Here is a 26670-nt window from a genome sequence, read left to right as displayed (position 1 = left end):
GGGAGGAGTGAAATGTTCATGAAATCAATCTTCATTTGGACAAAGCGCATCTTCATGATAGTGATCGTTATGTTAGCTCTAATAACAACTTATGAGACTCTTTCTGGTATAAAGGCATCGACAATGTTAGAAGAGTTTTTCAGTCGAATGGATGAAACAAGGGAAGTCCCTATGGTGCTTAAAAAATTAAAAACTAGTGATGATTCGAGAAAGAAACATGAACAAGTGAATGGTCATTTAAGATTAGAGGATAAAAATTGGTCGCAGTATCCGACAAAAACAGTAGTAGCAACAGGTTATACAGCTGGGATTGAGTCGACAGGAAAAAATGAAGGTCACCCTCTCTATGGAATTACATTTTCTGGTGTAAGAGTGAAGAGAGACCTTTATTCAACGATCGCAGCTGACTTATCTGTATTTCCAATAGGGACCATTTTATTTATTCCTGAATACGGGTACGGAGTGGTTGCGGATAAAGGAAGTGCAATAAAAGGAGATAGACTCGATTTATACTATGATACAGTAGAAGAAGTGTATGATGAATGGGGAAAGAAAGAAGTAGGTGTATATATCGTTTCGATGGGAGATGGAACACTTACAGAAGAACATCTTGTTATGTTAAATGAAACGGAGGATCTACAATCCTTTCGACCTCAGTACAATAAAACATTAAGAGAATAAAAGGAGGGAGGTTTCTCCCTCCTTTTTCCTTAATTGATTAAAGGTGTGAATATTTTTCAGGATGTAGAAGCTTTCCTAGCTTAATAGCACCTTCTATGAGACGTGGAGAAGGTCGACAATACAATGCTTCTTCTAAAATGAAAATTTTATTATGTTGAATAGCTTTAATTTCCTTCCACCCTGGTCTATACATTAATAAGGAAGGGTTCATTTTTTGTTGTTTTACTCCTACCCATGCCATCGCTATAATATCGGGGTCCCTTTCTTTAACATCTTCCCAATTTGTTTGGATGCTTGCAAGCTCTATATCAGCATAGAGGTTTTCTCCTCCAGCTAGCTCACTAATTTCCGTTAGCCAATTAATTCGACCTGGAGTAAATACTGGTTTGGGCCACCATTCCCAGTACACAGTGGGACGATGGTTTATTGATAACCCTATTTTGCGGAGCTCCGTTACTTTATGATTGAATTGGGTAATATAGGCTTCTGCCTCGCCTTTCCTCCCACACGCCTCCCCTACTGTAAGGAGATCTTTACTAATATCATGAAGACTTTGGGGATTTAAAACGAGATGAGGGATGTTTCGCTTTTTTAGTTGTTCCACGTTCCTTTCCATCCCAGGAACACTTAGGGAAGCAAGAACAAGATCAGGTTTTAACGCTTCTATTTTATCCATATTAATGGATAAATCAGGACCGAGACGAGGGAGATGCTGAATATGTTTTGGCCAATCTGACTCATCGTCTAACCCTACGAGATGAGAAGATAAATTTAAATACGCCATTATTTCTGTATTACTGGGACAAATTGATATAACCCTCATTCCTTCCCCTCCTCATGTCCAAATGTACAGACGAAATAATATCGTAAGGAAAATCCCTGTTAATCCTCCGATAAACACTTCATTTGGCTTATGGCCAAGAAGCTCTTTTAGTTCCTTTCGTTTATCCTGTTCAGGTTTTTTTTGCCACATTTTAGCTTCGACTACAAAACGTTGGAAATCAGTGACGAGTTGATTTAAAACAATTGCTTGCTCTCCCGCTTGTCGACGCACGCCTGTAGCATCAAACATAACAATAATGGCAAAGACTGCTGCTACTGCGAAGATGGGTGATTGGAGTGATGTTTCGAATGCTACGCCTGTTGCTAATGCTGTGACTGCGGCCGAATGAGAACTTGGCATTCCACCCGTAGAAGTCAAAAGGGACCAATCAATTTTCTTGGTAGCGAGATATTGAATGGGGACTTTAATAAATTGGGCAAAGAAGATAGCCATTAGTGAAGCCATAAGTGGAAAATTCAATAATAAATCCATATAGCTAGCCAGCACCCTTCCAAAGTGAAGTCTATTCCAAATAGTGTAATTTCCTAATTAGTATACCACAGTTTCCCAATCTAAAACGTGATAATGTATTGGTGAAGTAATGGTGAACCTGAGATGCTAGATTGTCGTTTGGGAATTCGCTATAATAACGGAGGAGGTGTTCTAAATGAAGTTTTCAGTAGAACAGGAATTTTTACTTGAGCAAGAAGTAGATGCGTTAGTATTGGGAGTTTATCAACAACCAGTATTTCATGGGGTCATAAAACAATTAGACGATATTTTTAACGGTCAGCTTACAGAATTAGCAAAGTCGAAAGACATCCATTATAAAGTGAAGAAAGTTTCTTCAATACATACTTTGGGTGCTATCGGTGCTAAAAGGTTGATTTTTGTTGGATTAGGAAAGGAACAGGAATTAACATTTGATGATTTACGTGCTGTATTTGGAAAGGTCAGCAAAACGGTAAAAGAATTTTCTTTACAAAAAATAGGAGTAGCGGTAGACACTTTCATAAATGAGGCTATTAGTGCAGAGGATGTCGCACATGCACTAAGCGAAGCAACAACAATGAGCCTTTACTCTTTTGAAGGGTATAAACAAAAATCTAACGAGCCTGAAAAAATGGTCGAAGAAATGGTTCTGTACACAGACACTGATGGAGATGATGTAAAAGCTGCTCTAGAGGTTGGTTATGCGCATGGACGTGGAACAAATTCAGCTCGTACGTTGGTTAATATTCCGGGAAATATGTTAACGGCAACAAAGCTTGCGGAGTACGCACTAGAATTAGCCGATAAATATGGTTTTGAGTCGGAAATACTAGAAAAAGAACAGATGGAAGAGCTTGGTATGGGAGCGTTATTAGCGGTTAACCAAGGTTCAACAGAACCACCTAAAATGATCGTTCTGAAATATCGTGGGAAAGATGAATGGAAAGACGTTATTGGTCTAGTTGGAAAAGGAATTACTTTTGACACAGGTGGTTATTCAATCAAGCCGAAAGACGGGATCGTAGGCATGAAAACGGATATGGGAGGAGCAGCAGCCGTGTTAGGAGCCATGGAAGTTATTGGTGAACTAAGACCGGAACAAAATGTTGTAGCTGTCATCCCTTCAACGGATAACATGGTTAGCGGAAATGCGTTTAAACCAGATGATGTCATTACGTCGATGAGTGGAAAGACGATAGAGGTTTTAAATACAGACGCTGAAGGTCGACTAGCATTAGCAGACGCAATGACATATGCTAAACACCATGGAGCGAATTATTTAGTTGATGTTGCGACATTAACAGGTGGGGTAATAGTTGCTCTAGGCTATGACAAAACAGGGGCACTGACGAATAATGAAGAAATGTTTGAACAAATGTTAGAAGCTTCCTATGAAGCAGGAGAATTTATGTGGCGTCTTCCATATACTGAAAGTGATAGAAAACGTGTTCGGAAGAGTCCAGTAGCAGATTTGAATAATTCTCCGGGACGAGATGGTCATGCCATCTTTGGTGGAGCATTTGTCGGTGAGTTCGCTGAAGGAACACCTTGGGTACATTTAGATATTGCCGGAACAGCTACTACAACTAGCCCGCATGATTTAGGGCCAAAAGGGGCTACCGGTGCTATGGTACGGACACTTGCTCTTTTTGTAGAGCGATTTGAAACAATAAACAAATAACTGCATAGAAAAAAGTCAACCTTCATAGCGTTGACTTTTTTCTATGCAGAGAATAGTGATCCTCGACATCGTTTTCTTTTTTTAGGGAATTATTAAGGTTTGAAAATCATTAAATAGAGCTGTTGACAAATATTCTAAACATCTGCTAGAGTATATTACATTACTTTAGTTCTCTACTATTTTAATAAACTAAAGAGTTAACGATATACTGGAGGAGAAGAGAATGAATTCTGTCATAATTGCTGTGTTAATTATGCTAGTGTTAAGTTTATTTCGTATAAATGTAGTGTTATCCCTTTTGATTGGAGCCATTGTTGGAGGAGTAACAGGGGGATTAACGTTAGAAAATACCATTTCTATTTTTACTGAGGGAATGGGCGGAGGAGCGACCATTGCCCTTAGCTATGCGCTACTCGGTGGCTTTGCTGTCTTAATTTCATCAACAGGAGTTCCGACAGCGATAGTAGAAGGTATGACCAAAATAGTAGGAAGAGGGAAATCTTCTCGAAAAAAATCATTAACAAAAGTTTTACTTATATTATTAGTGCTATTAATGGCCGTTTTTTCACAAAATTTAATTCCAATCCACATCGCCTTTATTCCGTTATTAATCCCTTCATTGTTAAAAACGATGAATGAGCTCGAGTTAGATCGTCGATTAATAGCAACCGCCTTAACATTTGGTTTAACAGCTCCTTACGTATTGTTACCAGTTGGATTTGGCTTGATCTTCCATCAGACCATTGTCGATAATATGGCGGTGAGCGGAATGGAAGTTGCTTTAGCTGATGTGCCTAAAGCGATGATGATTCCTACGTTAGGCTTGATTGTTGGTTTACTGATTGCTTTATTTATTTCTTATCGTAAACCAAGAAAATATGAAAATAGTAAATTTGTTAATGAAAACACTGCTGGAGACTACTCTAAGAAAGATATTCTTTTTGCAGGGATTTCAATTGTGGTAGCACTTGTCGCTCAGTTAAAGTTTGATTCTATGGTGATGGGAGCGTTGGCAGGTATCATCATATTAGTTGTAAGTGGGTCTGTCTCTTTAAGGAAGGCAGATGAGTTATTAACGGATGGAATGAAAATGATGGCGTTTATTGGCTTTGTTATGATTACAGCTAATGGATTTGCTGCAGTAATCAATGCTACTGGAGACGTTGAAACTTTAGTAACCAATACGGCGTCTATGATTGGAAATAATCAAGCAATTGCAGCATTATTGATGTTGGTAGTAGGACTTATTATTACTATGGGAATAGGTTCATCCTTTGCAACCATTCCGATTATAGCAGCGATTTTTGTCCCTCTTTCTATTCAATTGGGATTTAGTCCTCTTGCTACGATTGCTATTGTTGGGACAGCGGGTGCTTTAGGTGATGCGGGGTCTCCAGCTTCAGATAGTACACTTGGACCAACAGCAGGATTGAATGCTGATAACGCACATAATCACATTTGGGATACGTGTGTTCCAACGTTTATTCACTATAACATACCACTTATTATATTCGGGTGGATCGCAGCTATATTATTATAATCATTTGTTTCAAAAAAGTTATCAACAGATGCCCATGTCATTTTCCCTCATTTTGCATAAATAAGTAATGAGCCCGAATGAAGGAGGTATATGAAATGAATGAACGACAATTTATCGGTGGATATGGAAGAAGGCCCTTTGGGTATGGTTTCGGCCGAAGAAGATTTTTCTTTGGTGCTCCTTTTCTTGCCGGACTTACAGGTGGCCTTCTTGGTGGTGCATTATTAGGACCGCGTCCATATTATGGATACCCACCATATGGATATTATCCATACTACACTTATTATTAAAAAATATAACATCCCTTCATATGATGAAGGGATGTATTTTTGTGAACCGGTAAGTTACCTACTAACCGGTGAATAGGTAAAAGTAGAAACCTTGCGGGCTTCTTCATCCATTTAGTCGAGCGTTATCCAATGTGAACGGAAGGAGATATGAAATTCTTCATATTATATTTCAATGAGATAGTAGAAACATGGTACGCATTTTTATATCTTCTTTTTGTGAAGGGCTTCTTCAAAAGTTTCAATTGTTCCGTTGTTAAGAGAACGACGTTTGCTTTATTCAATAATATTAACGGTAAGAATTTAAATGATAGCAAAGTTCATCTATTGAACGGCTCTCCGTTATTGCCAGCGGAGAGCTAAATGAATTTTACAACAGTCGATATGTTCAAAGTCTTTTGTTAAAAGAATGCTTAAACCGTCAGGATTATAATTAATCGATGGTTGGGCCTGCATTCCAATGGAACGTACAAGTTCTTTTACGGTATCTGTATCCGACAATTGAGCTGCGTTCATTAGTTGATAGGAGAATTCTTCCGATGAAGAGATTTTATCCATAAGGAGGCGAGCATCGGTTAATAAAGATATAGAGAGTTCTGCTGACTTCTTAAAAAGCTTTGTTGAAATTGGTGGAAATTCGCGTGTAGGTATCATATAGGCAAGTGGCGATAACCTTCTGCAAGGAGGTTGGTGAATGACTGAATGGAAAGGATGGTAATGGTACATTCGTTGGTCACCTCTTTTCAATTCTAGGTCGTACCTATAATAAAAGTATGTAATGAACCAATACAAAATGTCTGTCATGTTTTGATTAGTATGTTCCTATTTCAAATGCATTGTTTGCACATGAATGCGATTTGACTGCATTTATTTTTTCCCTTATTTATTTTTATACATCATTTCACTATTTTATCTTTTCAACCGAATTGTTTTATAGCCTTGAAATAAAAAAACGAATCTCAAGTCTATCGTTGACTGAGGATTCGTTTTTAATTATTATCATTTTCCAACAAGCTGACTTCAAATTGAAAAGGGTGTTGACTACTATTATGATTCGCTACATATTAATTTAATGCTACCTCTTGGGAACAACAGCCATCGTACATCTTGAAGTGGAGATAAGCTGTTCCTGCTCATCTGTAATTCGAATGTCCCAAACCATTGTACTTTTCCCTTGGTGAACAATCGTTGCTGTCGCTGTAACAACCCCTTCTCGCTTCGCTTTAATATGATTTGCATTAATTTCTAATCCAAAACAAATCTCTTTTTCTTGATCAATTAGCTGTAATGCACCAAAGCTTGCAACCGTTTCAGCCAGTGCGACAGAAGCACCACCATGTAGATATCCTAACGGTTGACGCGTTCTTTCATCAACGGGCATTGTTGCCACTACAATCCCTTTTTCAATTTTTACAAATTCCATGCCAAGTGTACTAATTAATGTATTTTCAAGATTCATTTATTTCCCTCCTACCCTATTTATGCCTCTCCCTCTTTTGTACCGTTTTTTGGTATACACGTCAATATTAATTAGAAATATCTAGTATGAGGTAAATAGGAATGATGCACTCGGGATGGAGGATGTCATGTAATAGTTAACTAAACTTCTAAAAAAATTTTGTGAAGCCCGATTTCGTTTTGGTTTAGTCTGTGTGGAGAAAACAGGGCTGTCCAATAAGACGATTTTTGACTATAGGACGCCCCTCTTAATGTTTAATAATGCTTTTGACGTTTCTGGCATTTATCAATGATAGTATTGAATAAGCTGGTTAAAAAAGTAGGGTTGGTCACCAATTTATTGGTAGAGCTTCAAGTCCTCGAAAAATTTCTGAATGTCTCCATTTTAATTCTTTCTCTTCATTTAGCGATATATTTGGGAAATGTTCAAGAAGGTGTTTAAAAGCAACCTGTCCTTCTAATCTAGCTAAAGGTGCACCTAAACAAAAATGGATCCCATTGCCGAAAGCTAGGTGTTTATTTGGGCTCCTTGTTATATCAAGCTCATTAGGGTTTACAAATTGTTTCGGGTCTCGATTGGCTGCTGCTAATCCTAAAAATAGGAAATCTCCTTTTTTAATTTGATGCTCATGAAACATAAAATCTCGCACTGCATACCGAGAGGTGCCAAATTCAACAGGATTTGTAAATCTCAAAAATTCTTCAATGGCCGTTTTCATATGTTCAGGGTGACTCCTTAATGTTTCCAATTGATCACGGTTTTGAAGAAGGGCTAACATTCCATTGCCGATTAAATTTACGGTCGTTTCGTGTCCAGCTACGATTAATAAAAATAGCATTGATAACAGCTCTTTATGGGAAAGCATTTCTCCGTCTTCTTCAGCGATAACTAAACCACTAATAATGTCATCTGAAGGGCCTTTTTTTCTTTTTTCAATAATTTCTTCTAAATATTGTACGAATTCTTGAATGGAAGCTTCAAAATTTTTGGCATCTTCTACGCCATTTGAAACATTGGTAATGGCATTTGACCATGCTCTGAATTTATGCCGATCTTCCTTTGGGATGCCCATCATTTCAGAAATAACTGTTACTGGAAGAGGAACTGCATAGTCTTCTAATAAGTCAATCTCTACTTTGGTTTTCATTTCTTCAATTAGTTCGATAGAGATTTGTTCAATTCTATCTTTTAACCCTGCAATCATTTTAGGAGTGAATACTTTATGAACAAGCAATCGTAAGCGAGAATGGTCAGGTGGGTCTTTAAATAACATATTGTTAACAAGTAAATCTAAGCTATCCCCAAATTCATCTTGAATTTTCTCCTCTTCAGACAAAGTATTGATAACGTCTTTAGTCACGTCTTCATGTTTTAATAACGTGAGGACATCTTGATAACGGGTTATAAGCCAAGCATTTCTTTGGTACTCACCGCGAGAAATGAAAAATGGATGGACGGGGTCATGTTCTCTAAAGTAGGCTAAAGTCGGATAAGGATTATTTTGATACTCTGAAGAATACAAGTCAAAAGCCATTTTTTCCATACAGGTCTCTCCTTTTTTTTACTGATTACAAAAAAACGGAACGCTACATTAGGCCTACAAACGCTTCATAAAACTATTTTTAAAAAATTTATTGATTTGAAATAGGGCATAAGAACTACTATTTTCCTACTGTACCTATTTAATCAATTCTGTATAAACTATTCTATTAAAAGAATGTACATTCCTGTCGCTCTATAAATAAAATCCATTTATTATCTATTTTTAATATATTTTACATATATGAAATAATAGTAATTTTCATGTGTTTGAAATGATGAGGTGTTTTATTGAAGTGAAGATCATGTTATTAAAAAGTAAGGTGCTTCCTTTTCTAGATTTTTCTCAAGCACTTTGAGTTGGAAAGAAGCTATAAAGAAGTTGAAGATGAAGGATTGAATGAGATGTATGTGGGCTGCTTTCTGTGTATATCGCTTTACGTGAATGGATGATTCAAATCTCTTTCCTTGAAATAGGTAGATGATAGCTTACGGTTGTATCCTCTATGCAACTTGTTAAAATAGGGGAATGCGCTCTTTATTGACTCCTTATCTACATAATGGTAGATTGTGAATATGAATAATAACAATACGACTTTACAAAAAATTTTAGACGAAGGTCTTCATCTTATACAAAAACATGGCTACAATGGCTTTAGTTATGCTAATATTGCTGAAAGTATAGGCATTAAAAAAGCTAGTATTCACTACTATTTCCCAACAAAGCAAGAATTAGTTCAAGCAGTACTACAAAGATATAATAAGGATTTTCTAAACGACCTTGCCCAAATTGATCAAAAATTTAAAGATCCTGTTGATAAACTGAAGTCTTTTTTTCAACTATATCGTAGTGCTTTAGATAATAGTTCGAAACTTTGTTTATGTACGATGATGGCAGCGGAAATCACTTCATTCCCAGAGGAAATACGTACTGATGTCAATCGCTTTTTTCACGATAATGAAAAGTGGATTGAAAATGTTCTATTACAAAAAAAATCTGCAGACAGTTCTGTTAATCCTGATCGTATAGCCGATCAATCCAGGTTAGTTTTGGCTATTGCCCAAGGTGCTCAGTTGTTAGGTAGGTCTTCGGGAGAACTTGAGCAATACGATTCTATAGTCAATCATTTTTTAGCAAATTTATAAAGAAATGGTGACCTAAGATTATTTTAATATGTGATATCAAATCATCTATTTAGGTTATTTTCCAAAGACTAAAAAAGCAACCAGTGTGTGTTTACTATTGACGCCATCACTGGTTGCTTTTTGCTATTAACCCTGCCACTTCTTCATATTAGGGAAAGAATGATTATCTTAATCTTGCGGTGGCACCTCCATCCAGTGGTAAGACAACACCAGTTATCCATGATGCACGTTCACTAGCTAAAAAAAGGATTGTCTCAGCCACATCTTCAGGTTGACCATTTCTTCCAATCGGATGGAACTCATTAAAAGTAGGTAATGCTGTAGCCACTTCTTGTTCTGTCATAAACGAACGATATATGGGGGTTTCAACAACTGCAGGAGCCACTGCATTTACTCTAATATTATCTTTAGCGAATTCTACTGCGAGATTTTTGGTAAGAGCGTGTCTACCAGCCATAGCAGCTGAATAGGCAGTGGAAGGAGTTGCTTCTACTGACTGAATGGCCCACATTGAGCCTGTATTAATAATTGCGCCACCGCCACGTTTTTTCATTTCAGGGATGGCAGCTTGCGCGGAATAGAAGGTTCCTTTAAGGATGACATTAATATAATTATTCAAGTCTTCTTCTTCATGATCCAAAAATCCAGTCGGTTTAAAGATTCCCGTATTACATACGAGTACATCCACACCGCCAAATACTTCAACGGCTTTCTCTATTAATCTCACAGAAGTAGATTTAATACTAATATCCCCAGCTATATAAGCTATATTTTTACCGGAGGGATCAAGTTCATTTGCTGTTTCTATTAATAAACGCTCCCTTCTCCCATTTATCACTACTTTTGCGCCTTCATCAATAAAGCGTTTGGCAGTCGCTTTTCCTATTCCTGAACTGCCACCTGCAATAACGACTACTTTTCTATTAAAATTCATTATATTTCCCCCTTGGTTAGAATTATTCTTTAAAAAGTAAGTAAAACATTACTTCTTGAACATATTCTACCTACCAATAGGTAGAATATCAAGAGAAATGATTTATTTTTATTAAAATAAATCGTTTTTTTAGAGCAATTACTACCTTATGAATGGTTAAATAAAATATCGTTTTATTACAGAGCATTCGGGAAAAGTTAAAAAAATAGGATTTACTAAGAATATAACGGTGGGATTAACCGATTTTTCATGCAATAAGGTGAAAAAATAGCAATACGATACCAATTGGAATAAAGAGGAGAGAATTAGGATGAATCAAAAACAATTAGCAGGAGAAAAAGCAGTTGAATTTGTTAAAGATGGAATGATTGTTGGTCTTGGAACGGGAAGTACAGTTTATTGGACAATAAAATTATTAGGTGAGAAGGTAATGGATGACAGCTTACAGATTAAAGTTATTTGTACATCTGTAGAAACAGCAGCATTAGCTTCTAAGTACAATATGGATGTTGTCGGCTTTTCTGATATTAATTCGATAGACATAACGATTGATGGAGCAGATGAAATTGACCCAAACTTTAATCTAATAAAAGGCGGAGGAGGAGCGCTATTCAGAGAGAAAATAGTAGCCGTTTCATCTAACTATAATATTATTGTTGCAGATGAATCTAAAATTGTTTCTAAACTAGGGAAATTCCCTCTACCAATTGAAGTGTTACCTTTTGGATGGGAGGGGACCTTAAAAAGAATTAATCAGGTTGGTGCAACATCTAAACTAAGGTTACATAATAACAAGAAACCATTTGTAACGGATAACGGGAATTACATAGTAGATTGTGATTTTAAAGCGATAGATCATCCTAAATCCTTGGATAGGAAGTTAAAGCTCATTACTGGTGTGATTGAAACGGGATTATTTATTCATACGACAAATGTTGTTATTATCGGAACCGGTCATAATAATCTAAAGGTCATATCTAAATGAAAATTTGAATGAATGTTTATCTAGTTGAGCTCATTTCAAAAAAATAAAAAAATCGTTATTGTAACATTGCAGCGACTTTTTTTCCGAGCGTTTCGTCATTTGCTATTAGAGAAACATCACGTGATATATTAAAGTCGTTGATGGCGATGGCCTTAACATTTTCGGAGGTGTTTTGTATAAAAATTTCTGGAAGAATGGTTATGCCAAGATTTGCTTCAACAAATCCTAATATGCTTTGACCAAATTCAATTTCAGAAGCGACCTTTAAAGAAGCGCCTTTTGAAATAAATTCTTTTTCAACCAACACTCTAGCATCGCAAGTAGAAGGAAGAACAACAAACGATTCCTCTTTGATTTCATGAAAGGAAATAGAGGATTGATTAGTATAAAGAGGATGGTGGGCATTGATAAAAAGAAAGAATGGTTCTGAAAATAAAAACTTTGAATAATAAGAATGTTTGATTTCTCGATCATCAAATAACGCAACATCAATTAATCCACTCTCTAAACCTGATAATAATTCCAGAAAGCTATGTGAGATTTTAATTTTAAATCTATCTTTAAGCTCTTGCTTTGCAAATTTATGAGGAAGATATGACGTTGCTATACTTGGCCAAGACCCGATGGTGATATTACTTATTCCTTGACTAAGACTAATCTCTTTCCGGACAGAATTGATTTCCTTTAGTATATTTTTACTGCCCTTTAACAAAATTTCACCGGCAGGAGTTAATCGAACACCAGTGGAGGATCGAATAAATAAACTGACACCTAAGTCAATTTCAAGATTTCTTATTTGTTTACTTAAAGCAGGTTGACTAATGTGTAATAGTTCGCTTGATTTAGTTAAGCTTTGCGTCTCTGCCGTTATTTGAAAGGCTTCTAACCATTCCATTTTCATTTCTCTCACCCTTATAACTTTCCGTTATTCCCATCTAACATAATGGAAGAACATAATCTTTAGTATTGATGATAACCTATAGAAGTAGCGAAGACAATTTTAACACTTAAATAAAGTTACATGTGTAATTTTCATTATTAGGAGGAATAGACATGGCAAATGTATTAATGGTTATATCAAATGGAATAGCAGTAAAATCATATCGTACAGGTTATTGGTCAGAGGAATTCCATGTTCCACTTAACGCATTAGAAGAAGCGGGTCATAAGGTTACAATTGCATCGCCTAAAGGCGGAGATGGAAAGGTTGATCAGTTTTCTTTAACCGAGCAATGGGATCCGAATGGTGAGTCAAAAGAGTTTGAAAAGCTTGGACGTTGGAAGGATACTCTACGTTTAGCAGACTTACACGGAGAGGATTATGATGTCATATTGTTTGTGGGTGGACATGGTCCTATGTTCGATGTAGCGTATGACCCACATGCTCATCGCTTAATCAATGAAATCTATGATAATAAAGGAATTGTTGCTGCAGAGTGTCATGCCCCTGCTGTACTAGCGTTTACTTATAGAGAAGATGGCAAATCCATCATAGAAGGGAAGAAGGTAACGGCCTTTCCGGATGCCTATGAACCAAAAGAAGTATTAGAATTCCTACCTTATAGTGTAGAACAAGAATTAGCCAAAGTTGGGACATATGTGGGCGAATTAGATACACCTGAATTAGCGGTCTGGGCAGATGATCAAATTATAACGAGTCGTGACCCTGTATCATCAGGAATCATCGCTAAAGAAATAATAAAAGTATTAAAATAAATTTAGTCGTAAAAGCAGCTGGCACATAGAAGGGTTGATTCTGTGTTTCAGCTGCTTTCTATGTCGATAGAGTATCGATGAGGGATAATACAAGTCTTTATGGTAAATAACAGGTAAAGGAGTGTTCTAGATGTTTATTAAACAAAATTATATAAACGGTCATTGGGTAGAAACGAAAGACGTCATGTCTGTTATAAACCCGGCAACGAAAGAAAGGATAGGGGAGGTTTCAAACAGTGGAACGGCAGAAGCTACTCTGGCTGTTGAAGCTGCCTCACAAGCTTTTGTTCCATGGTCAAAAAAGACTGCTAACGATAGAAGTCAATTTCTTTACCAATGGCATCAATTAATTAAAGAACATACAGACGAGTTAGCTCAGATTATGACAATCGAGCAAGGGAAACCATTAAAGGAAGCATTAGCAGAAGTCCAATATGCAAATGACTATGTGTTATGGTATGCAGAGGAAGCAAAACGAAACTATGGCGATACGATTCCAGCCTCTTCAGTGAATAAACATATTATTGTAAAAAAGGAGCCAGTAGGAGTTGTAGCAGCTATCACACCTTGGAATTTTCCAGCAGCCATGATTACAAGAAAACTTGCTCCAGCGTTAGCAGCGGGGTGTACAGTCGTAATAAAGCCCTCTGAAGAAACTCCGTTTACTGCTTTAAAATTAATTCAATTAGCAGAAAGGGCCAATTTTCCAAAAGGTGTATTGAATATTGTGACAGGTAATGCCAAACAAATTGGGGACGTTTGGTTACAAGATAAAAGAGTGAGAAAGTTAACCTTTACAGGATCAACTCCTGTCGGAAAACTACTAATGAGAAAAGCTTCTGATACAGTGAAAAAATTATCCCTAGAATTAGGTGGACATGCGCCATTCATTGTCATGAAGAATGCAGATATCGAGAAAGCAGTTGAAGGAGCGATTCAATCAAAATTTCGTAATGCAGGTCAGGCATGTGTGGCAACGAATCGTTTTTATGTTCATGAAGATATAATGGAAAGATTCACAGATAGATTGATAGAACAGGTTTCACGTTTATCCATTGGAAATGGGTTAAACAATAATGTTGACATAGGACCGTTGATTAATGAAGCTGCTATAACAAAAGTAATGGATCATATTGAAGATGCTGTAAAGAAAGGTGCATCCATTTTAACAGGTGGAAAAAGAACTATGGAGAAAAAGGGGTACTTTATTCAGCCTACTGTAATTGGAAATGTGACAGATGATATGCTCTGTATGCAAGATGAAACGTTTGGTCCATTAGCTCCTATCACCTCTTTTAAGACAATTGATGAGGTAGTGGATAGAGCGAATAATAGTGCATTTGGCCTTGCTGCTTATGTGTTTACAAATAACATGAATGAAGCGGCATTATTTATGAATAATCTAGAATATGGGGTAGTGGGTGTAAATGATGGACTCCCCTCTACGGCGCAAGCCCCTTTTGGTGGTTATAAAGAAAGTGGTCTAGGTAGAGAGGGAGGCTATTTTGGAATTGAAGAGTACTTAGAACTAAAGTATATTTCAATCGGGTCATTCATCCAAAACTAAACAATCAAACAGAAAAAGGTAATGACAGGTGATAGGCAGGCTGTGAGTATTCTTTATTTATACAATGGTATATATTTTGAGTTTTATAGATTTACTGATTAATCGAAGGTTGAATTTATTCAAATAGGGTCCTTCTCTTAGGGAGGGAAGGCCTTATCTTTATGAGTCGGGCGCAATTGTGGAGGAACAAAGAGAACGGGATATAGGTGAAATGAAAAAAAGAGCCGCCAAATGGCAACTAAAGTATAAAGAGGGCTTACATTTGAAAAGACCAGCTTGTTTGTAAAATATCCAATCACTTACTTTTGGCTATTTTTAAAGCTCTAAGTAAGGCATTTAAGCTATTATCCGCCTCTTTTTTACTATGAAAAGCATCTGGAACGTTTAACCCTAAATGATGATATCCAGGATAGACATGCAGTTCTGTAAGTACCCCGTCATACATTAAGCGTTTTGCGAAATCCAATGTCTCATCAGCAAATAGTTCAATAGATCCTACACATAAATAGGTGCTAGGTAAGCCTTTCAAAGTTTTAGCCCTTGCTGGGGAATAATATTCTGAGATTCCTTCAGTTCCAGGCTCTTGTTTAAGAACAGACTTCCATCCAAAATAATTGATGGCATCATTGAAAAAGTACTCACCATTAAATGGATGAACCTCTTTGGTAGTCGAACGGTCATCTAGCATCGGTACAGATAACCGCAAATGATGGATCGTAAATTCTTGACGATCACGGATAAATAATGCCATTCCACCAGCTAATCCAGCTCCAGCACTTTCACCTGCAACAGCTATTTTCCCAATATCAATATTTAATTCTTTAGCGTTGTCGATACACCATTTAATTCCTGAATAACAATCATGCAATTGAGCAGGTTGGGAAAATTCAGGGGCTAAACGATAATCTACAGAAACACCAATGAAATGATAGTGATGTGCTAAATAGGCATGCTTTTCATTATCTAATTCTGGACTACCAACAATCATTCCACCGCCATGAACAGAATAAATTAGTGGATTTAGATGAGGGGTTTTATTTTTCGGTTTTGTAATGACCAACCTAATTTTAGAATCATCAAATAAATTATCAATCCACACGTTTTCAATTTCCACATCATATCGTTCTGTCACATCCAAAGGGAAGACCGCTTTCATTTGTCTCCGTACTTCTAAATAATTTTCCGATGTTAAACTCATACTACCCATTGCCTCTATAATACCCCTTATTTCAGGATCAACTAGATGCTCACTTTGATTAATTGGCTCCATACTACACCTCCATCTTTAAATGAAATTGCCCCATTTAAATTCTACTTAAGGAGCAAGCTAACCGTCAATGTTTACAGAAAATGAAAATAAATCTTTACTTTAGTGCCTTTTAGGAATGGGTGATAAGTGAATGTCTATAGGATGTTCTTATTACATATAGAATGGTGTCATTTATTAGGTGATAATTTTACTGCTGTAAACGAATGAGTGCGATGACCTAAAGGAGGGTGGTAATATATACGTTTCATCATTTATGTAATAAGTAATTCTTATCTATTATGATAGTAAATGTGAAATTTAATTTATAGAAATGGTGTGCTATCATTTGATGAAAATGAATTTAGTATTAATTTTATTTCTACTAAGGGGGAGATTGTCAATGATTATTGGATTACATCATGTTCAAATAACGATTCCAAATGGTGCTGAAGAAGAAGGAAGAAGGTTCTATTGTCATATTTTAGGTCTTCCAGAAATTGAAAAACCTGACTCCCTCAAAGGAAGGGGAGGATTTTGGATTAAAGTAGGTAATAAGGATGTTCACATTGGAACAGAAGATGGTTTTAATCGATTGCATACGAAAGCTCATATTGCTTACGAAGTAGAAGATATCTCGTATTGGAAAAATACGTTAGCAGATATAGGTATAAGCATATTAGATTCTGTACCGATACCAAACTTTAAACGCTTTGAATTTAGAGATCCATTTGGTAACAGAGTGGAGATGATTCAACGGGTGTAAATCGTTTTCCTAGAAAGCGTTGAGGTACATTTATGAAAACGCAATGGTAATACCGCAGATGTTATTATGTAAATAGTAATGTTCAACAATAGCATTAATAGGGTATTTGCTGTTTCATAATCCGCCAAAAAATAAGTTAAATATAAAGGTAGAAGACGTTGAAAAACTTCACATATCCATTTATATGGACGATGTAAAACCTTGAGCGCATAAGGGAGTTTGGTTTCATTTCTATAGAAGGCCATTATATAAAGCGATAAAAACTTTTTTTGTATGTTTTCGAAAGGTCTGTAAAATTACTCATGGAAAGATAAGATGGTAAAGAGCTATACATTAAAACTGAAAATGGTTGTTGTACCAGACGGAAATGGAAATAGGTATTGTTAATACAAAGCAGATGGGTGATTATATGCACTCATCTGCTTTGTTAGGCACAGTTACTTCTAACCATCCTTTAAGGATGTATTTCAACGTGCCATAGATTTAAGTATAGAACAAGGTCAAATGTTAAGAAACCTATAAGAAAAAGTCTCATATTAATTAGTCAAATGCTTAAAGGGATATCTAAATATTTTTCATATCGTTGCTCTTCAATGTTTAATTCATAAATTCTAATAAAATTCACTTCAAAATTGGGGTAAGGTGTCAATTCTTTATGGGCCCATTGTTCCATTTCTGTTAATACTTCATTTGACAACCGAGCAGAAGTATTACCAATGCTCTGCTTTATGCCTAATGTTAAGTGTGGGACAAAGTCATCAAGTTCAAAATACTGTTGTATTGAATCTTCTGATGGTGAGATCTCTCGCACCAAATATTGATGTAATTTATATAAATTGGTTGAGTGAACGCTTAAATATAATATGTTATCTCCAAAATACTTTGGTTTATCTAATGAAACCTGAAAAGGTTTGAAATTCTCACCTACTTTTTTTACTTTGTCAATCCACTTTTTATCTGGAGTTAATCCCCCTTGAGCTTTTATAGTGATATGAGGCTCAACACTTAATAGGGTATTCCATTTCCTTTGAAAATATTCAATTCGCTCTATATATTCTTCTGGAGGTACAATGCCAATAAAATACGCTACTTTCATTTTTTTACACTCCTATTATGTTTTGTTAAAATAATTCTACTAGAAAATTCAGAACATACAAATGATAGGATTCTCTAGAAAGGTTGTTTTCGTATAGGTTGTGTCTTTCTTGTGAGAGTGGTGAAACCTCGTGAGTCTATGAAAGGTAGAGAAATCTCTTGATGCATAGAGAAAAAGACCAAAAAAAGGAAGATATCTTTTTAAATATGTCAATTTTTCTTATTGTAAACTAATATCTATGTGTTCTAATTTTGAAAACATTTGTAATCCCTAAGGTATTTTATATTCTTCTTTATTTCTTCTTCTGTTAGATCTTTTAGGAAAAAATCAGTGTACTTATTGAACCTCAAAAAATCAACAAAAACCTCAAACATAGTTCCCAATTATCGCATCCGCTAATAAAAACATGACTCCTTTTTTAAGTTTTTTCCTAAATCATCTATTTTTAATAGACATAAACAAAAATTTAATTTTAGAAAATACAGAAACAATAATCTTGTATGAAGGTCAATTCTCTTCTTGTCTAAGTTTAAGCCAAGGTCGTAAAATAATTTATTTGAATTCTTCTATGGTTAGGAGTATTTACTTGTCTAGTAAATTTATTATTCTCTATGTACAACAATCCTTTTGTTCCACATAATCTTTCGGAACGTTGTATTCGATTTAGAATAATTTACTTTGTGGATAATAAGTGGATAATTAACCACCATTATTGAATTTGAGAGTTTCCGTGCAAGCCTCACTGTAATGATTTAGGTTTTGACCCGAACTTTCACCATCTATCACTGCATATAGTCGTCGCTTAAGTTCATAAGCTTTCATGACTTCAGCAGAAATCATTAATTTTCCATTTCTTGCCCATCAAGTTCTTGACGAATTACTATCCATAATTTAGAATTAAGAAAAAATAAAACAGCGATGAAGAAGAAGAGTAGGCTATTAGACCGCTTCAGAGAACTGATGGTTTGGTGGAAATCAGTGTGGAACGATAGTTGAATGGGCTTCTGAGCTACTCGACTGAAATAATAGTAGGTTTAGCGGAGAGTCTTACCGTTAAAAAAGACAAAGTATTGGAATTTATTTTTCAGTATGGATAAAGTGCGTTTATTTTGATAAACGAAAAAAGGTGGCACCACGGGTTACTCGTCCTTGTTTTTAAGGATTGAGTAGCCCTTTTTATATTTCATGAAGTTGGAGGTTAATATGAAAAAAACAATTTTAACTGGAATTAAACCCACTGGTCAAGTTCATTTAGGTAATTATATCGGTGCGATAAAACCTGCCTTAGAATTGGCAAAAATACAAGAATATAAACAAGCATACTTTGTTGCTGATTATCATGGTCTAACCAAAATCCATGATGCAAAAGAATTTCGACACCTATCATATGGAATCGCTGCAACTTGGTTAGCTTTAGGTCTCGATGCTGATAAAACCATCTTTTATAGACAGTCTGATGTTCCCGAGATATTCGAGTTAAATTGGATATTCAGTTGCTTCGCTTCCAAAGGGTTAATGAATAGAGCTCACGCTTATAAATCAATCGTTGATAGTAATAAGCAGCATAACAGAGATGTTGATTTTGGTGTAAACATGGGAATTTATAATTACCCTATTTTAATGACGGCAGATATTTTAATGTTTAATACAGAAATCGTACCAGTTGGAAAGGATCAAGTTCAACATGTTGAAATAGCTAGGGATATCGCAAAAAATTTCAATAATACTTATGGGGAAACATTCGGATTGCCAAAATATAAAATTCAGGAAAGTACGGCTATATTACCTGGATTAGATGGTCGCAAAATGAGTAAAAGCTATAATAATACAATACCGATATTTGAAGAGCCAAAAAAATTAGAAAAACTTATTAATAAAATTAAAACGGATTCATTGCCTCCTGATGCACCAAAAGATCCTCATACTTCTATTATCTTTATGTTGTATAAAGAATTTGCTTCCCCTAGCGAAACCCAGCAGATGAAAGACCAATATTTAAATGGTATCGGTTGGGGAGAAGCGAAAGCAGAGTTATTTAAGGTGATGAATAGATTTCTTGAAGAGCCAAGGGAGAAATATAATGAGCTAATGGCATCTACAGGAACCCTCGATAATATTTTACAAGAGGGTGCCGAAAAGGCAAGAGGACTTAGTATTCCTTTTCTTAAACAGATTAAAAGGAAAATAGGGGTAATTTAAGAAATTAAGGATAGCAGGCATTCATCAATGGTTATTCAAACCATGACTCACACCATTCGTTCTATTCCATAGCTCTATTGGAGAAGAATTATAGAAAAGGATATCCATTATATCCAAAGAAGGCATACGCTTTTCGTATGCCTTCTTTGGTGTAATTCACGAATTTATATTATCTGATTGATTGTTTTGTTCATATTTATCTTTGAACTGCAAATCATCTCGTACGCTTTTTTCCCATAGCTTTACACCAGAATGGTAGGCGGCACGGGAAATCAAGTGTCCGGCTACTGGTGCTGTAATAAAGATAAAAAAGATTCCTAACAGTACTCTTGTATTAACATGATCTTCTGTTATATAAAAATACAAAAAAGTAGCCAATAGAATGAACATCACACCAAGTGTAGCGCTTTTTGATGCTGCATGGTTTCTAGTATAAACATCAGGTAAGCGAATAACCCCAAAAGCAGTAACAAGGGTCAGAAAAGCTCCAGCAATAACAAAGAATCCAATGAAGACACTAATGATTGTCTCGATCACGTTCAATAATCGCCCCTTTCTCTAAAAATTTAGAAAAGGCAACTGTTCCGATAAAGGCTAGTATTCCGATAAGCAGAATCACTTCTAAAAATGCGTGAGTCTCAAGTAGCATAGAGATAAGGGCTACGAAAGCGACTAAGTTAATGCCAATAGCATCTAGCGCAACGACTCGGTCGGGAATAGAAGGACCTTTCACTACACGATATATTAAACCAAGCATGGAGAGTGAGACAGCAATTAAAGAAATTTGAATAATCACTTCAAGCATTATCGAGTCACCTCCATGATGGCCTTCTCAAATGTGTTTCGAATACTGTCTATGGCATCATCTACATCATCCACATCAATCGCATGAACATAAAGAATTTTATTATCAAGTGAAACATCCATGACGAGTGTACCCGGTGTTAGCGTAATTAAGTTCGCCAATATGGTTATTTCCCAATCACTCTTTAATTGGGTCGGATAAGCGAAAATGCCAGGTTTAATATCTAGTTTTGGTTTTAAAATCGTTTTTAACACAGAGATATTTGACTTGAGTAGTTCAATTAAGAAAATATAGCCAAGTTGGACGATGGCAATGAATCGAACTAAATAAAATCTCGATGGAAAAAAGCGGCGAAACGAAAAGATAATGATTATTCCTAGGATAAACCCAACTAAAAATGTATCAGCTGTAAATGAAACAGTTAGGAACATCCATAAAAAGGCAAGTGTGAAATTTAATAAAATTTGTAAGGACATGTGACACTACTCCTTTAAAACGGCTTGTATATAGATTTGAGGATCCATTAATACATCCGTTGCTTGAATCATTATTGGGCGAATGTAATCTGCACTAAAGCCGTACACTACAGCAAGCAACACGAGTATAGCTCCTGGCGCCCATAAGTAATGAACAGTAGTTTTATTTTCCACTTTACATTCTTGAGGCTCTCCCCAAAAGCCATTCATAAAGATTTTCATTACAGAATAGAGAACAAACAAGCTTGAAAGTAAGATTATACCTGCTCCAATATAGTGCTCAGCTATTAATGCTCCTTTAATGATCAATAACTTACCTACAAATCCACTAAACGGTGGAATACCAGCTAAAGACAAGGTTGCAATGAAAAATGTCCAGCCAAGAAGAGGGAAGTGCTTCAACATTCCACCCATTTGTCTTAAATTACTCGTTCCACTTATTTTAATCATCACACCAATAAGTAAAAATAAGGAAGCTTTAATCAGCATGTCATGAATCAAGTAATACACCGAACCTTGAAGTGAAAACTCATTATTCACGGAAACCCCAAAGAGAATGACTCCAACGGCGATAATGATGTTATAAATAATAATTTTCTTAACGTCCCAATAAGCAATTGCTCCGACAATACCTACCAAGATGGTAAGGAGAGCAAGTCCCATTAATAAAGTATGAGTAAACTCTGTATCAAGATTAAAAAACAAAGTGTAAGTACGTAAGATAGAGTATACTCCGACTTTCGTTAATAATGCACCGAATAGCGCTAATACAGGTATTGGTGGTGCAAAGTAAGAGCCCGGAAGCCAATAATAAAGCGGAAAAATAGCACCCTTTAGGCCGAATACGATTAAAAATAACACAGCAATAACCGTAATGATGCCAGGTTGATTAATTGCTGCAATTCGTTCACCGATTTGAGCCATATTTAGTGTTCCTACAACTGAGTAAAGATAAGCAACGGCCACAACAAACAATGCAGATGAGATCACGTTTACTAAAATATATTTAATCGATTCTCGCAATTGAATTTGAGTACCACCAAGGACGAGTAGCACATAAGAAGCCATTAACATCACTTCGAAAAATACAAATAGATTAAAGATATCTCCAGTTGTAAACGCACCAACGACACCCACTAATAAAAATTGGACGACAGGGTAGAAGTAGAATTTCTCTCTTGACTCACCTATCGATTTAAAAGAGTAAACCAGTACGAGTAACGTAATGATGCTGGTGGTCGTGACTAGTAATGCAGAAATGGGATCTGAAACTAATGTGATTCCAAAGGGAGCTGTCCAGCTTCCAAGGTTCACGGTTTGAATCCCCTCGGTATATACAGTGTTTAATAAAATAATGGATGCGATAACAGTTCCTAACGTTGAAAGTAAGGATATCCATTTTTGCACCCCAACCCACTTTCTAAAAAACATTAGAGATATTGCTGTTAAAAGAGGGATGAGGATAGGTAAAATTAATAAATTAGTCATTTCCTTCGTTTCCTCTCATTTGTTCCATATTGTCTGTTCCTATTTCTTGATAGGCTCGATAAGCAAGTACTAAAAAGAAGGAAGTAACCCCAAAGCTTATGACGATAGCAGTTAATATAAGGGCTTGTGGTAAGGGGTCAACATAGGATTTCGCATACTCTCCAAGCAGAGGAGCAGCACCATCACTTTTTAACCCACCCATCGTTAAGATTAAAAGATGGGCGCCATGGCTTAAAAGTCCTGTTCCTATAATAATTCTTAATAGGCTTTTTGACAGAATTAAATAAACTGCACTCATGAATAAAAAGCCAATGACGATAGACATTAATATTTCCATTAATCGCTCTCTCCAATCGTTTGAATAATGGTCATGGTGACACCGATTACGACAAGGTATACACCTATATCGAAGAGGACTGCTGTATGAAGAGATTGTTTACCAAGCAATGGGAGATAAAAATCATTAAACGCATGTGTTAAGAAAGGGACATCAAATAAGAGAGCGCCTGCTCCTGTCCCAACGGAAAATAATAATCCAATCGCTGTTAAGATTTTATAATCTATGGGTAATATACACGCTACAGTTTTAATGTCGAAAGCGAGCAATAATAGCACCAAAGCGCCAGCCGTCATTAATCCACCAATAAAACCTCCACCAGGATAATAATGGCCTGCGAAGAATAGTTGAATGGAAAACAAAATAATCATAAAGGCGGCAACGGTTGTTACAGTTTGTAAAATGACATCATTTGTTTTCATCCTTCTTTCCTCCTTGTTAAACGAAGTTTTATCATTGAGAAAATTCCAAGTGCCGCAATGGCTAGTACACAAATTTCGAACAATGTATCAAACCCACGAAAATCAACTAAAATGACGTTGACCAAGTTCTTTCCACCGGCTTCTTTATAAGCACTATCAATATAATATTGTGAAATGGAATCGAAAAACTTTTGGCTGTGAGAAGAAATCGAAATTAAGGTAACGACAACTCCCACTCCTATAGAGATCAATGCATTTCCTAATTTAAAGCGCATATGTTCTTCATGGCGACTGAGACGCGGTAAGTGGTAAAAGCACAATAAGAATAACGCGACTGAAATCGTCTCAATAACAAGTTGTGTCAATGCTAAGTCAGGTGCACGAAACAATACATAAAATAGGGAGACCGTATATCCAACAGCACCAAGAGAAATAATCGCTGTCAAACGGGATTTAGCAAATAAAATCGTAATGGTTCCGATAATAAGTACTATGGCGAGAACTAATTCATACACACCAATTGGTGCTATTTTGTCGGTAGAAAACACAAATGCGTCTTTAAACCATAGCGTAAATAGTAGAATTCCAATGAAGAAGGAGAAGATATACACTAGGTAAGTGCGAATAAACCCATTCATCACTGTTCTTGATGTTTTATAAGCGCCTCGCTCTAATGAAACGATTCCGTGGTCGTACAGAAAATTAAATGATAGCTTTTCTGGTAGACGTTCAAAGAGTTTTTTCCATTTCGGGAAAGTGGCATATAATAGGATACCTCCTAATATTACGCCAATTGTCATAAAGAGCTCAGGTGTAAATCCATGCCAAAAGGAAATATGAACCTCTAATTCGTTAACTCCTGGTATGATAGCTTCCACCGCTGGTTTAATAATTGAATGAGACAGTAAATTTGGGAAGAAACCAAAAATGATAACAAGTGAAGCAAGGACGATTGGAGAAACCAACATACCAAAAGGTGCTTCATGAGGTTGTGTTTTTAGTTTTTCAGGTTGTAATTTCCCAGTAAATGTTTTAAATAGTAGCCTCATACTATACAAAAACGTAAATACACTGGCAGTCCAAGCAATAACAGGGAATAACACTCCCCATGTTTCTAAATTGTAAATATCCATCTCTAACACTTTCACCATGGCAGTGAAGAACATCTCTTTACTTAGAAACCCATTAAAAGGTGGGAGACCTGCCATGGAGAATGTTCCAATTATGGCAATAGTAAAGGTAATGGGCATAAAGCTCATTAACCCACCAAGCTTTCGGATATCTCTAGTACCCGTTTCGTGGTCGACAATCCCTGCAACCATAAATAAACTTCCTTTAAAGGTTGCGTGGTTGATTAAATGAAATACTGCAGCAAGTGTCGCGATAAGGTAATATTTTTCATAGCCATAATGTTGAGCCGCTGCCCCTACCCCTAATAATGACATGATTAATCCTAGCTGGCTGACTGTAGAGAAGGCAAGGATACTTTTTAAATCCGTTTGCTTTACAGCGTTAAATGATCCCCAAAAGAGTGTGAGTAACCCTATTCCTCCAATAAGCCATAGCCAAATACCAGATTGAGAAAAAATTGGACTCAAACGAGCAACAAGATAAATTCCAGCCTTTACCATAGTAGCAGAGTGAAGGTAAGCGCTGACGGGTGTTGGTGCTTCCATAGCATCAGGAAGCCAAATGTGAAAAGGAAACTGAGCTGATTTCGTAAAGGCACCTATTAGTACAAGGATGAGTGCAGGTGTAAATAATGGATTTGTAAACAGTTCATCTGATTGGGCAATGAGTTCACGAATACTAAATGTATCCCCCATAATGGATAAAAGAATAAACCCACAAAGCATCGATAAACCACCAAATACCGTAATAAGCAGTGATTTTTGAGCACCGTAGCGAGAGCGCTCACGGTGATACCAATAACCAATTAATAAAAAGGATGATATTGAAGTAAATTCCCAAAACATATATAGGACCATTAAGTTATCTGATAAGACAAGTCCAAGCATTGCTCCCATAAAGAGTAACAAATATACGTAGAAATTATGTAATGCTTCTTTGCCGACTTCTAAATAATAGATCGAATAAAGCACTACAAGTGAGCCAATTCCCGTAATTAATAAGGCAAAGAGAATCCCTAGCCCATCAACATAGGCAACGAAGTTAATTCCCAATGAAGGCATCCATTCAGCCGTTTTTTTAACTATATTTCCCCCTTCTGTTACGGGAATGTATTGTAAGAAATACCCAAATAAAGTGACAGGCAAAATTAGCGCAAACCAGCCAGTATGAACTTTCTTAAAAAGAAAATAAAAAATTGGTATCAATATAGCCATCAAAAAGGGCGAGATGATGGCAAAATGAAGTATAGACAATAAAAAACCCCCCTAAAGGCATAAATAAAATGTCAGTTCGTATAGATCCTTTTTATCAGCATTTCCTTATTTACATGATAAATTCCTACAGCCTACTAATGACCATACAAGCATTATAACGCAAAAGAAGAGCAGGTGCATGTGATTAAGTCTTTTATCTAAAGGTGTTTTAACTGCTATTAAATAAGTAGAAAGTGCATCATTTAATAAAAAAATTTTTCTAAAAAGGATAATTGAAAAAACACCCTTTTCAATTTGAGGTATAAAAAAGGGGGAAAAGGCCATCTTAAAAGTAGGTGGTGATTGCGAGTGAAAAGGAAAGTGTGTTTTTCTGCTTCCTTATTTAGTCTTTTGTTTGGGATGGCATGGTGTGGACATGAATCGGTTATAGAGAAGAAAAGGCTAAATTATTTAGAGAAACAAGGGGTAACCCCCATATCTACTTTTCAGGATGCAGAACCTGTTATTGAACCAATTCCATTTGGCTCTAGAGAGTATATTCGATTTGTACAATAAGGTGGGGAACCCCCGCCTTATTTTTTTGTGTTAGAGCTTATAGCGTAATTCCATTATTTGTTTTTCCTTCTTCTATCCTTCCTAT

Annotated in this window: 27 protein-coding genes and 1 other annotated feature; of the genes, 11 read left to right on the top strand and 16 right to left on the bottom strand. The window is 36.1% G+C overall.

Translation table 11 applies throughout. From position 1 onward, the window contains the following. Nucleotides 1-18: 18 nt before the first annotated feature. Nucleotides 19-681, top strand: coding sequence for a 3D domain-containing protein (locus WAK64_RS12210; protein WP_419465942.1), 663 nt, complete (start codon nt 19-21; stop codon nt 679-681). 37 nt (nt 682-718) lie between these two features. Here WAK64_RS12210 and WAK64_RS12205 read toward each other — a convergent pair whose 3' ends face one another. Next, nucleotides 719-1504 carry a cobalamin-binding protein gene (locus tag WAK64_RS12205; RefSeq protein ID WP_336587256.1) on the bottom strand — a complete coding sequence of 262 codons (786 nt, stop codon included), beginning with the start codon at nt 1502-1504 and terminating at the stop codon, nt 719-721. A 12-nt stretch (nt 1505-1516) separates the two neighbouring features. Then, nucleotides 1517-1996, bottom strand: coding sequence for a divergent PAP2 family protein (locus tag WAK64_RS12200; protein WP_336587255.1), 480 nt, complete (start codon nt 1994-1996; stop codon nt 1517-1519). A gap of 175 nt (nt 1997-2171) precedes the next feature. Here WAK64_RS12200 and WAK64_RS12195 point away from each other — a divergent pair, with 175 nt between their 5' ends. The 3 genes from WAK64_RS12195 (at nt 2172) to WAK64_RS12185 (ending at nt 5507) form a co-directional block, all read left to right on the top strand. Then, nucleotides 2172-3677 carry a leucyl aminopeptidase gene (locus WAK64_RS12195; RefSeq protein ID WP_336587254.1) on the top strand — a complete coding sequence of 502 codons (1506 nt, stop codon included), beginning with the start codon at nt 2172-2174 and terminating at the stop codon, nt 3675-3677. A gap of 223 nt (nt 3678-3900) precedes the next feature. Next, nucleotides 3901-5217 carry a Na+/H+ antiporter family protein gene (locus tag WAK64_RS12190; RefSeq protein WP_336587253.1) on the top strand — a complete coding sequence of 439 codons (1317 nt, stop codon included), beginning with the start codon at nt 3901-3903 and terminating at the stop codon, nt 5215-5217. Nucleotides 5218-5312: 95 nt separating this feature from the next. Then, on the top strand, nt 5313-5507 hold the full coding sequence (locus tag WAK64_RS12185; RefSeq protein ID WP_336587252.1) for a hypothetical protein: 195 nt from the start codon (nt 5313-5315) through the stop codon (nt 5505-5507). A 339-nt stretch (nt 5508-5846) separates the two neighbouring features. Here WAK64_RS12185 and WAK64_RS12180 read toward each other — a convergent pair whose 3' ends face one another. From WAK64_RS12180 to WAK64_RS12170, 3 genes are all read right to left on the bottom strand, one after another. Beyond that, on the bottom strand, nt 5847-6230 hold the full coding sequence (locus tag WAK64_RS12180) for a YuzC family spore coat inner layer protein (RefSeq protein WP_336587251.1): 384 nt from the start codon (nt 6228-6230) through the stop codon (nt 5847-5849). Between the two features lie 349 nt (nt 6231-6579). Continuing rightward, nucleotides 6580-6963, bottom strand: a complete 384-nt coding sequence (locus tag WAK64_RS12175; RefSeq protein WP_336587250.1) for a PaaI family thioesterase — start codon at nt 6961-6963, stop codon at nt 6580-6582. 328 nt (nt 6964-7291) lie between these two features. Then, nucleotides 7292-8506 (bottom strand): cytochrome P450 family protein, encoded by a 1215-nt coding sequence (locus WAK64_RS12170; RefSeq protein ID WP_336587249.1) that lies wholly within the window; start codon nt 8504-8506, stop codon nt 7292-7294. A gap of 572 nt (nt 8507-9078) precedes the next feature. Here WAK64_RS12170 and WAK64_RS12165 point away from each other — a divergent pair. Then, complete coding sequence (locus WAK64_RS12165) at nt 9079-9648, top strand: TetR/AcrR family transcriptional regulator (RefSeq protein WP_336587248.1); 570 nt, start codon at nt 9079-9081, stop codon at nt 9646-9648. A gap of 163 nt (nt 9649-9811) precedes the next feature. Here the strand turns inward: WAK64_RS12165 and WAK64_RS12160 are convergent, their stop codons facing one another. Beyond that, complete coding sequence (locus WAK64_RS12160) at nt 9812-10582, bottom strand: SDR family NAD(P)-dependent oxidoreductase (RefSeq protein WP_336587247.1); 771 nt, start codon at nt 10580-10582, stop codon at nt 9812-9814. A 310-nt stretch (nt 10583-10892) separates the two neighbouring features. On the opposite strand from WAK64_RS12160, the gene rpiA reads away from it, so the two are divergent. Continuing rightward, nucleotides 10893-11567: a ribose 5-phosphate isomerase A gene (rpiA, locus tag WAK64_RS12155; protein WP_336587246.1), complete on the top strand. Its 675-nt coding sequence runs from the start codon at nt 10893-10895 to the stop codon at nt 11565-11567. A gap of 55 nt (nt 11568-11622) precedes the next feature. On the opposite strand, the gene WAK64_RS12150 is transcribed toward rpiA, so the two are convergent. Further along, a complete protein-coding gene (locus tag WAK64_RS12150) occupies nt 11623-12468 on the bottom strand; it encodes a LysR family transcriptional regulator (protein WP_336587245.1) in 846 nt (281 codons plus the stop codon). Between the two features lie 152 nt (nt 12469-12620). Between WAK64_RS12150 and WAK64_RS12145 the strand changes: the two genes are divergently transcribed. Continuing rightward, nucleotides 12621-13283 carry a type 1 glutamine amidotransferase domain-containing protein gene (locus WAK64_RS12145; protein ID WP_336587244.1) on the top strand — a complete coding sequence of 221 codons (663 nt, stop codon included), beginning with the start codon at nt 12621-12623 and terminating at the stop codon, nt 13281-13283. Between the two features lie 130 nt (nt 13284-13413). Beyond that, the gene (locus WAK64_RS12140; RefSeq protein ID WP_336587243.1) at nt 13414-14850 is read left to right on the top strand and encodes an NAD-dependent succinate-semialdehyde dehydrogenase; all 1437 of its coding nucleotides are present in this window, start codon (nt 13414-13416) and stop codon (nt 14848-14850) included. A gap of 295 nt (nt 14851-15145) precedes the next feature. Here WAK64_RS12140 and WAK64_RS12135 read toward each other — a convergent pair whose 3' ends face one another. Next, entirely contained in the window at nt 15146-16120 is a 975-nt protein-coding gene (locus WAK64_RS12135) for an alpha/beta hydrolase (protein WP_336587242.1), read from the bottom strand. A gap of 379 nt (nt 16121-16499) precedes the next feature. On the opposite strand from WAK64_RS12135, the gene WAK64_RS12130 reads away from it, so the two are divergent. Next, the gene (locus WAK64_RS12130) at nt 16500-16862 is read left to right on the top strand and encodes a VOC family protein (protein WP_336587241.1); all 363 of its coding nucleotides are present in this window, start codon (nt 16500-16502) and stop codon (nt 16860-16862) included. Nucleotides 16863-17406: 544 nt separating this feature from the next. Here WAK64_RS12130 and WAK64_RS12125 read toward each other — a convergent pair. Next, nucleotides 17407-17958: a 2'-5' RNA ligase family protein gene (locus WAK64_RS12125; RefSeq protein WP_336587240.1), complete on the bottom strand. Its 552-nt coding sequence runs from the start codon at nt 17956-17958 to the stop codon at nt 17407-17409. A 909-nt stretch (nt 17959-18867) separates the two neighbouring features. Further along, nucleotides 18868-19112 (top strand) — a binding site (T-box leader). A gap of 49 nt (nt 19113-19161) precedes the next feature. Between WAK64_RS12125 and WAK64_RS12120 the strand changes: the two genes are divergently transcribed. Continuing rightward, the gene (locus WAK64_RS12120) at nt 19162-20157 is read left to right on the top strand and encodes a tryptophan--tRNA ligase (protein ID WP_336587239.1); all 996 of its coding nucleotides are present in this window, start codon (nt 19162-19164) and stop codon (nt 20155-20157) included. 156 nt (nt 20158-20313) lie between these two features. Here WAK64_RS12120 and mnhG read toward each other — a convergent pair whose 3' ends face one another. From mnhG to WAK64_RS12085, 7 genes are read right to left on the bottom strand one after another with little or no spacing between them, the layout of a single operon-like run. Next, nucleotides 20314-20694, bottom strand: coding sequence for a monovalent cation/H(+) antiporter subunit G (mnhG, locus tag WAK64_RS12115; RefSeq protein ID WP_419465941.1), 381 nt, complete (start codon nt 20692-20694; stop codon nt 20314-20316). Continuing rightward, a complete protein-coding gene (locus WAK64_RS12110) occupies nt 20675-20962 on the bottom strand; it encodes a Na(+)/H(+) antiporter subunit F1 (protein WP_336587238.1) in 288 nt (95 codons plus the stop codon). Before WAK64_RS12110 ends, mnhG begins: the two co-directional genes overlap by 20 nt. Then, the gene (locus WAK64_RS12105; RefSeq protein ID WP_336587237.1) at nt 20962-21438 is read right to left on the bottom strand and encodes a Na+/H+ antiporter subunit E; all 477 of its coding nucleotides are present in this window, start codon (nt 21436-21438) and stop codon (nt 20962-20964) included. The genes WAK64_RS12110 and WAK64_RS12105 overlap by 1 nt, the downstream gene beginning before the upstream one ends. A 6-nt stretch (nt 21439-21444) precedes the next feature. After that, nucleotides 21445-22926: a Na+/H+ antiporter subunit D gene (locus tag WAK64_RS12100; RefSeq protein WP_336587236.1), complete on the bottom strand. Its 1482-nt coding sequence runs from the start codon at nt 22924-22926 to the stop codon at nt 21445-21447. Then, the gene (locus tag WAK64_RS12095; protein ID WP_336587235.1) at nt 22919-23263 is read right to left on the bottom strand and encodes a Na(+)/H(+) antiporter subunit C; all 345 of its coding nucleotides are present in this window, start codon (nt 23261-23263) and stop codon (nt 22919-22921) included. The genes WAK64_RS12100 and WAK64_RS12095 overlap by 8 nt, the downstream gene beginning before the upstream one ends. Continuing rightward, nucleotides 23263-23685 (bottom strand): Na(+)/H(+) antiporter subunit B, encoded by a 423-nt coding sequence (locus tag WAK64_RS12090; RefSeq protein ID WP_336587234.1) that lies wholly within the window; start codon nt 23683-23685, stop codon nt 23263-23265. The genes WAK64_RS12095 and WAK64_RS12090 overlap by 1 nt, the downstream gene beginning before the upstream one ends. Further along, nucleotides 23682-26069 carry a Na+/H+ antiporter subunit A gene (locus WAK64_RS12085; protein WP_336587233.1) on the bottom strand — a complete coding sequence of 796 codons (2388 nt, stop codon included), beginning with the start codon at nt 26067-26069 and terminating at the stop codon, nt 23682-23684. Before WAK64_RS12085 ends, WAK64_RS12090 begins: the two co-directional genes overlap by 4 nt. 309 nt (nt 26070-26378) lie before the next feature. On the opposite strand from WAK64_RS12085, the gene WAK64_RS12080 reads away from it, so the two are divergent. Beyond that, nucleotides 26379-26585 carry a hypothetical protein gene (locus WAK64_RS12080; RefSeq protein ID WP_336587232.1) on the top strand — a complete coding sequence of 69 codons (207 nt, stop codon included), beginning with the start codon at nt 26379-26381 and terminating at the stop codon, nt 26583-26585. Nucleotides 26586-26670 lie beyond the last annotated feature (85 nt).

Source organism: Bacillus spongiae, assembly GCF_037120725.1.
Taxonomy (GTDB): domain Bacteria; phylum Bacillota; class Bacilli; order Bacillales; family Bacillaceae_K; genus Bacillus_CI; species Bacillus_CI spongiae.
This window is presented reverse-complemented; position numbering and strand designations above follow the sequence as displayed.

Excerpts from the sequence above, each read along its gene's own strand:
- WAK64_RS12210 (WP_419465942.1), top strand. The coding sequence starts at position 19 with ATGAAATCAATCTTCATTTGGACAAAGCGCATCTTCATGATAGTGATC.
- WAK64_RS12205 (WP_336587256.1), bottom strand. The coding sequence starts at position 1,504 with ATGAGGGTTATATCAATTTGTCCCAGTAATACAGAAATAATGGCGTAT.
- WAK64_RS12200 (WP_336587255.1), bottom strand. The coding sequence starts at position 1,996 with ATGGATTTATTATTGAATTTTCCACTTATGGCTTCACTAATGGCTATC.
- WAK64_RS12195 (WP_336587254.1), top strand. The coding sequence starts at position 2,172 with ATGAAGTTTTCAGTAGAACAGGAATTTTTACTTGAGCAAGAAGTAGAT.
- WAK64_RS12190 (WP_336587253.1), top strand. The coding sequence starts at position 3,901 with ATGAATTCTGTCATAATTGCTGTGTTAATTATGCTAGTGTTAAGTTTA.
- WAK64_RS12185 (WP_336587252.1), top strand. The coding sequence starts at position 5,313 with ATGAATGAACGACAATTTATCGGTGGATATGGAAGAAGGCCCTTTGGG.
- WAK64_RS12180 (WP_336587251.1), bottom strand. The coding sequence starts at position 6,230 with ATGTACCATTACCATCCTTTCCATTCAGTCATTCACCAACCTCCTTGC.
- WAK64_RS12175 (WP_336587250.1), bottom strand. The coding sequence starts at position 6,963 with ATGAATCTTGAAAATACATTAATTAGTACACTTGGCATGGAATTTGTA.
- WAK64_RS12170 (WP_336587249.1), bottom strand. The coding sequence starts at position 8,506 with ATGGAAAAAATGGCTTTTGACTTGTATTCTTCAGAGTATCAAAATAAT.
- WAK64_RS12165 (WP_336587248.1), top strand. The coding sequence starts at position 9,079 with ATGAATAATAACAATACGACTTTACAAAAAATTTTAGACGAAGGTCTT.
- WAK64_RS12160 (WP_336587247.1), bottom strand. The coding sequence starts at position 10,582 with ATGAATTTTAATAGAAAAGTAGTCGTTATTGCAGGTGGCAGTTCAGGA.
- rpiA (WP_336587246.1), top strand. The coding sequence starts at position 10,893 with ATGAATCAAAAACAATTAGCAGGAGAAAAAGCAGTTGAATTTGTTAAA.
- WAK64_RS12150 (WP_336587245.1), bottom strand. The coding sequence starts at position 12,468 with ATGAAAATGGAATGGTTAGAAGCCTTTCAAATAACGGCAGAGACGCAA.
- WAK64_RS12145 (WP_336587244.1), top strand. The coding sequence starts at position 12,621 with ATGGCAAATGTATTAATGGTTATATCAAATGGAATAGCAGTAAAATCA.
- WAK64_RS12140 (WP_336587243.1), top strand. The coding sequence starts at position 13,414 with ATGTTTATTAAACAAAATTATATAAACGGTCATTGGGTAGAAACGAAA.
- WAK64_RS12135 (WP_336587242.1), bottom strand. The coding sequence starts at position 16,120 with ATGGAGCCAATTAATCAAAGTGAGCATCTAGTTGATCCTGAAATAAGG.
- WAK64_RS12130 (WP_336587241.1), top strand. The coding sequence starts at position 16,500 with ATGATTATTGGATTACATCATGTTCAAATAACGATTCCAAATGGTGCT.
- WAK64_RS12125 (WP_336587240.1), bottom strand. The coding sequence starts at position 17,958 with ATGAAAGTAGCGTATTTTATTGGCATTGTACCTCCAGAAGAATATATA.
- WAK64_RS12120 (WP_336587239.1), top strand. The coding sequence starts at position 19,162 with ATGAAAAAAACAATTTTAACTGGAATTAAACCCACTGGTCAAGTTCAT.
- WAK64_RS12110 (WP_336587238.1), bottom strand. The coding sequence starts at position 20,962 with ATGCTTGAAGTGATTATTCAAATTTCTTTAATTGCTGTCTCACTCTCC.
- WAK64_RS12105 (WP_336587237.1), bottom strand. The coding sequence starts at position 21,438 with ATGTCCTTACAAATTTTATTAAATTTCACACTTGCCTTTTTATGGATG.
- WAK64_RS12100 (WP_336587236.1), bottom strand. The coding sequence starts at position 22,926 with ATGACTAATTTATTAATTTTACCTATCCTCATCCCTCTTTTAACAGCA.
- WAK64_RS12095 (WP_336587235.1), bottom strand. The coding sequence starts at position 23,263 with ATGGAAATATTAATGTCTATCGTCATTGGCTTTTTATTCATGAGTGCA.
- WAK64_RS12090 (WP_336587234.1), bottom strand. The coding sequence starts at position 23,685 with ATGAAAACAAATGATGTCATTTTACAAACTGTAACAACCGTTGCCGCC.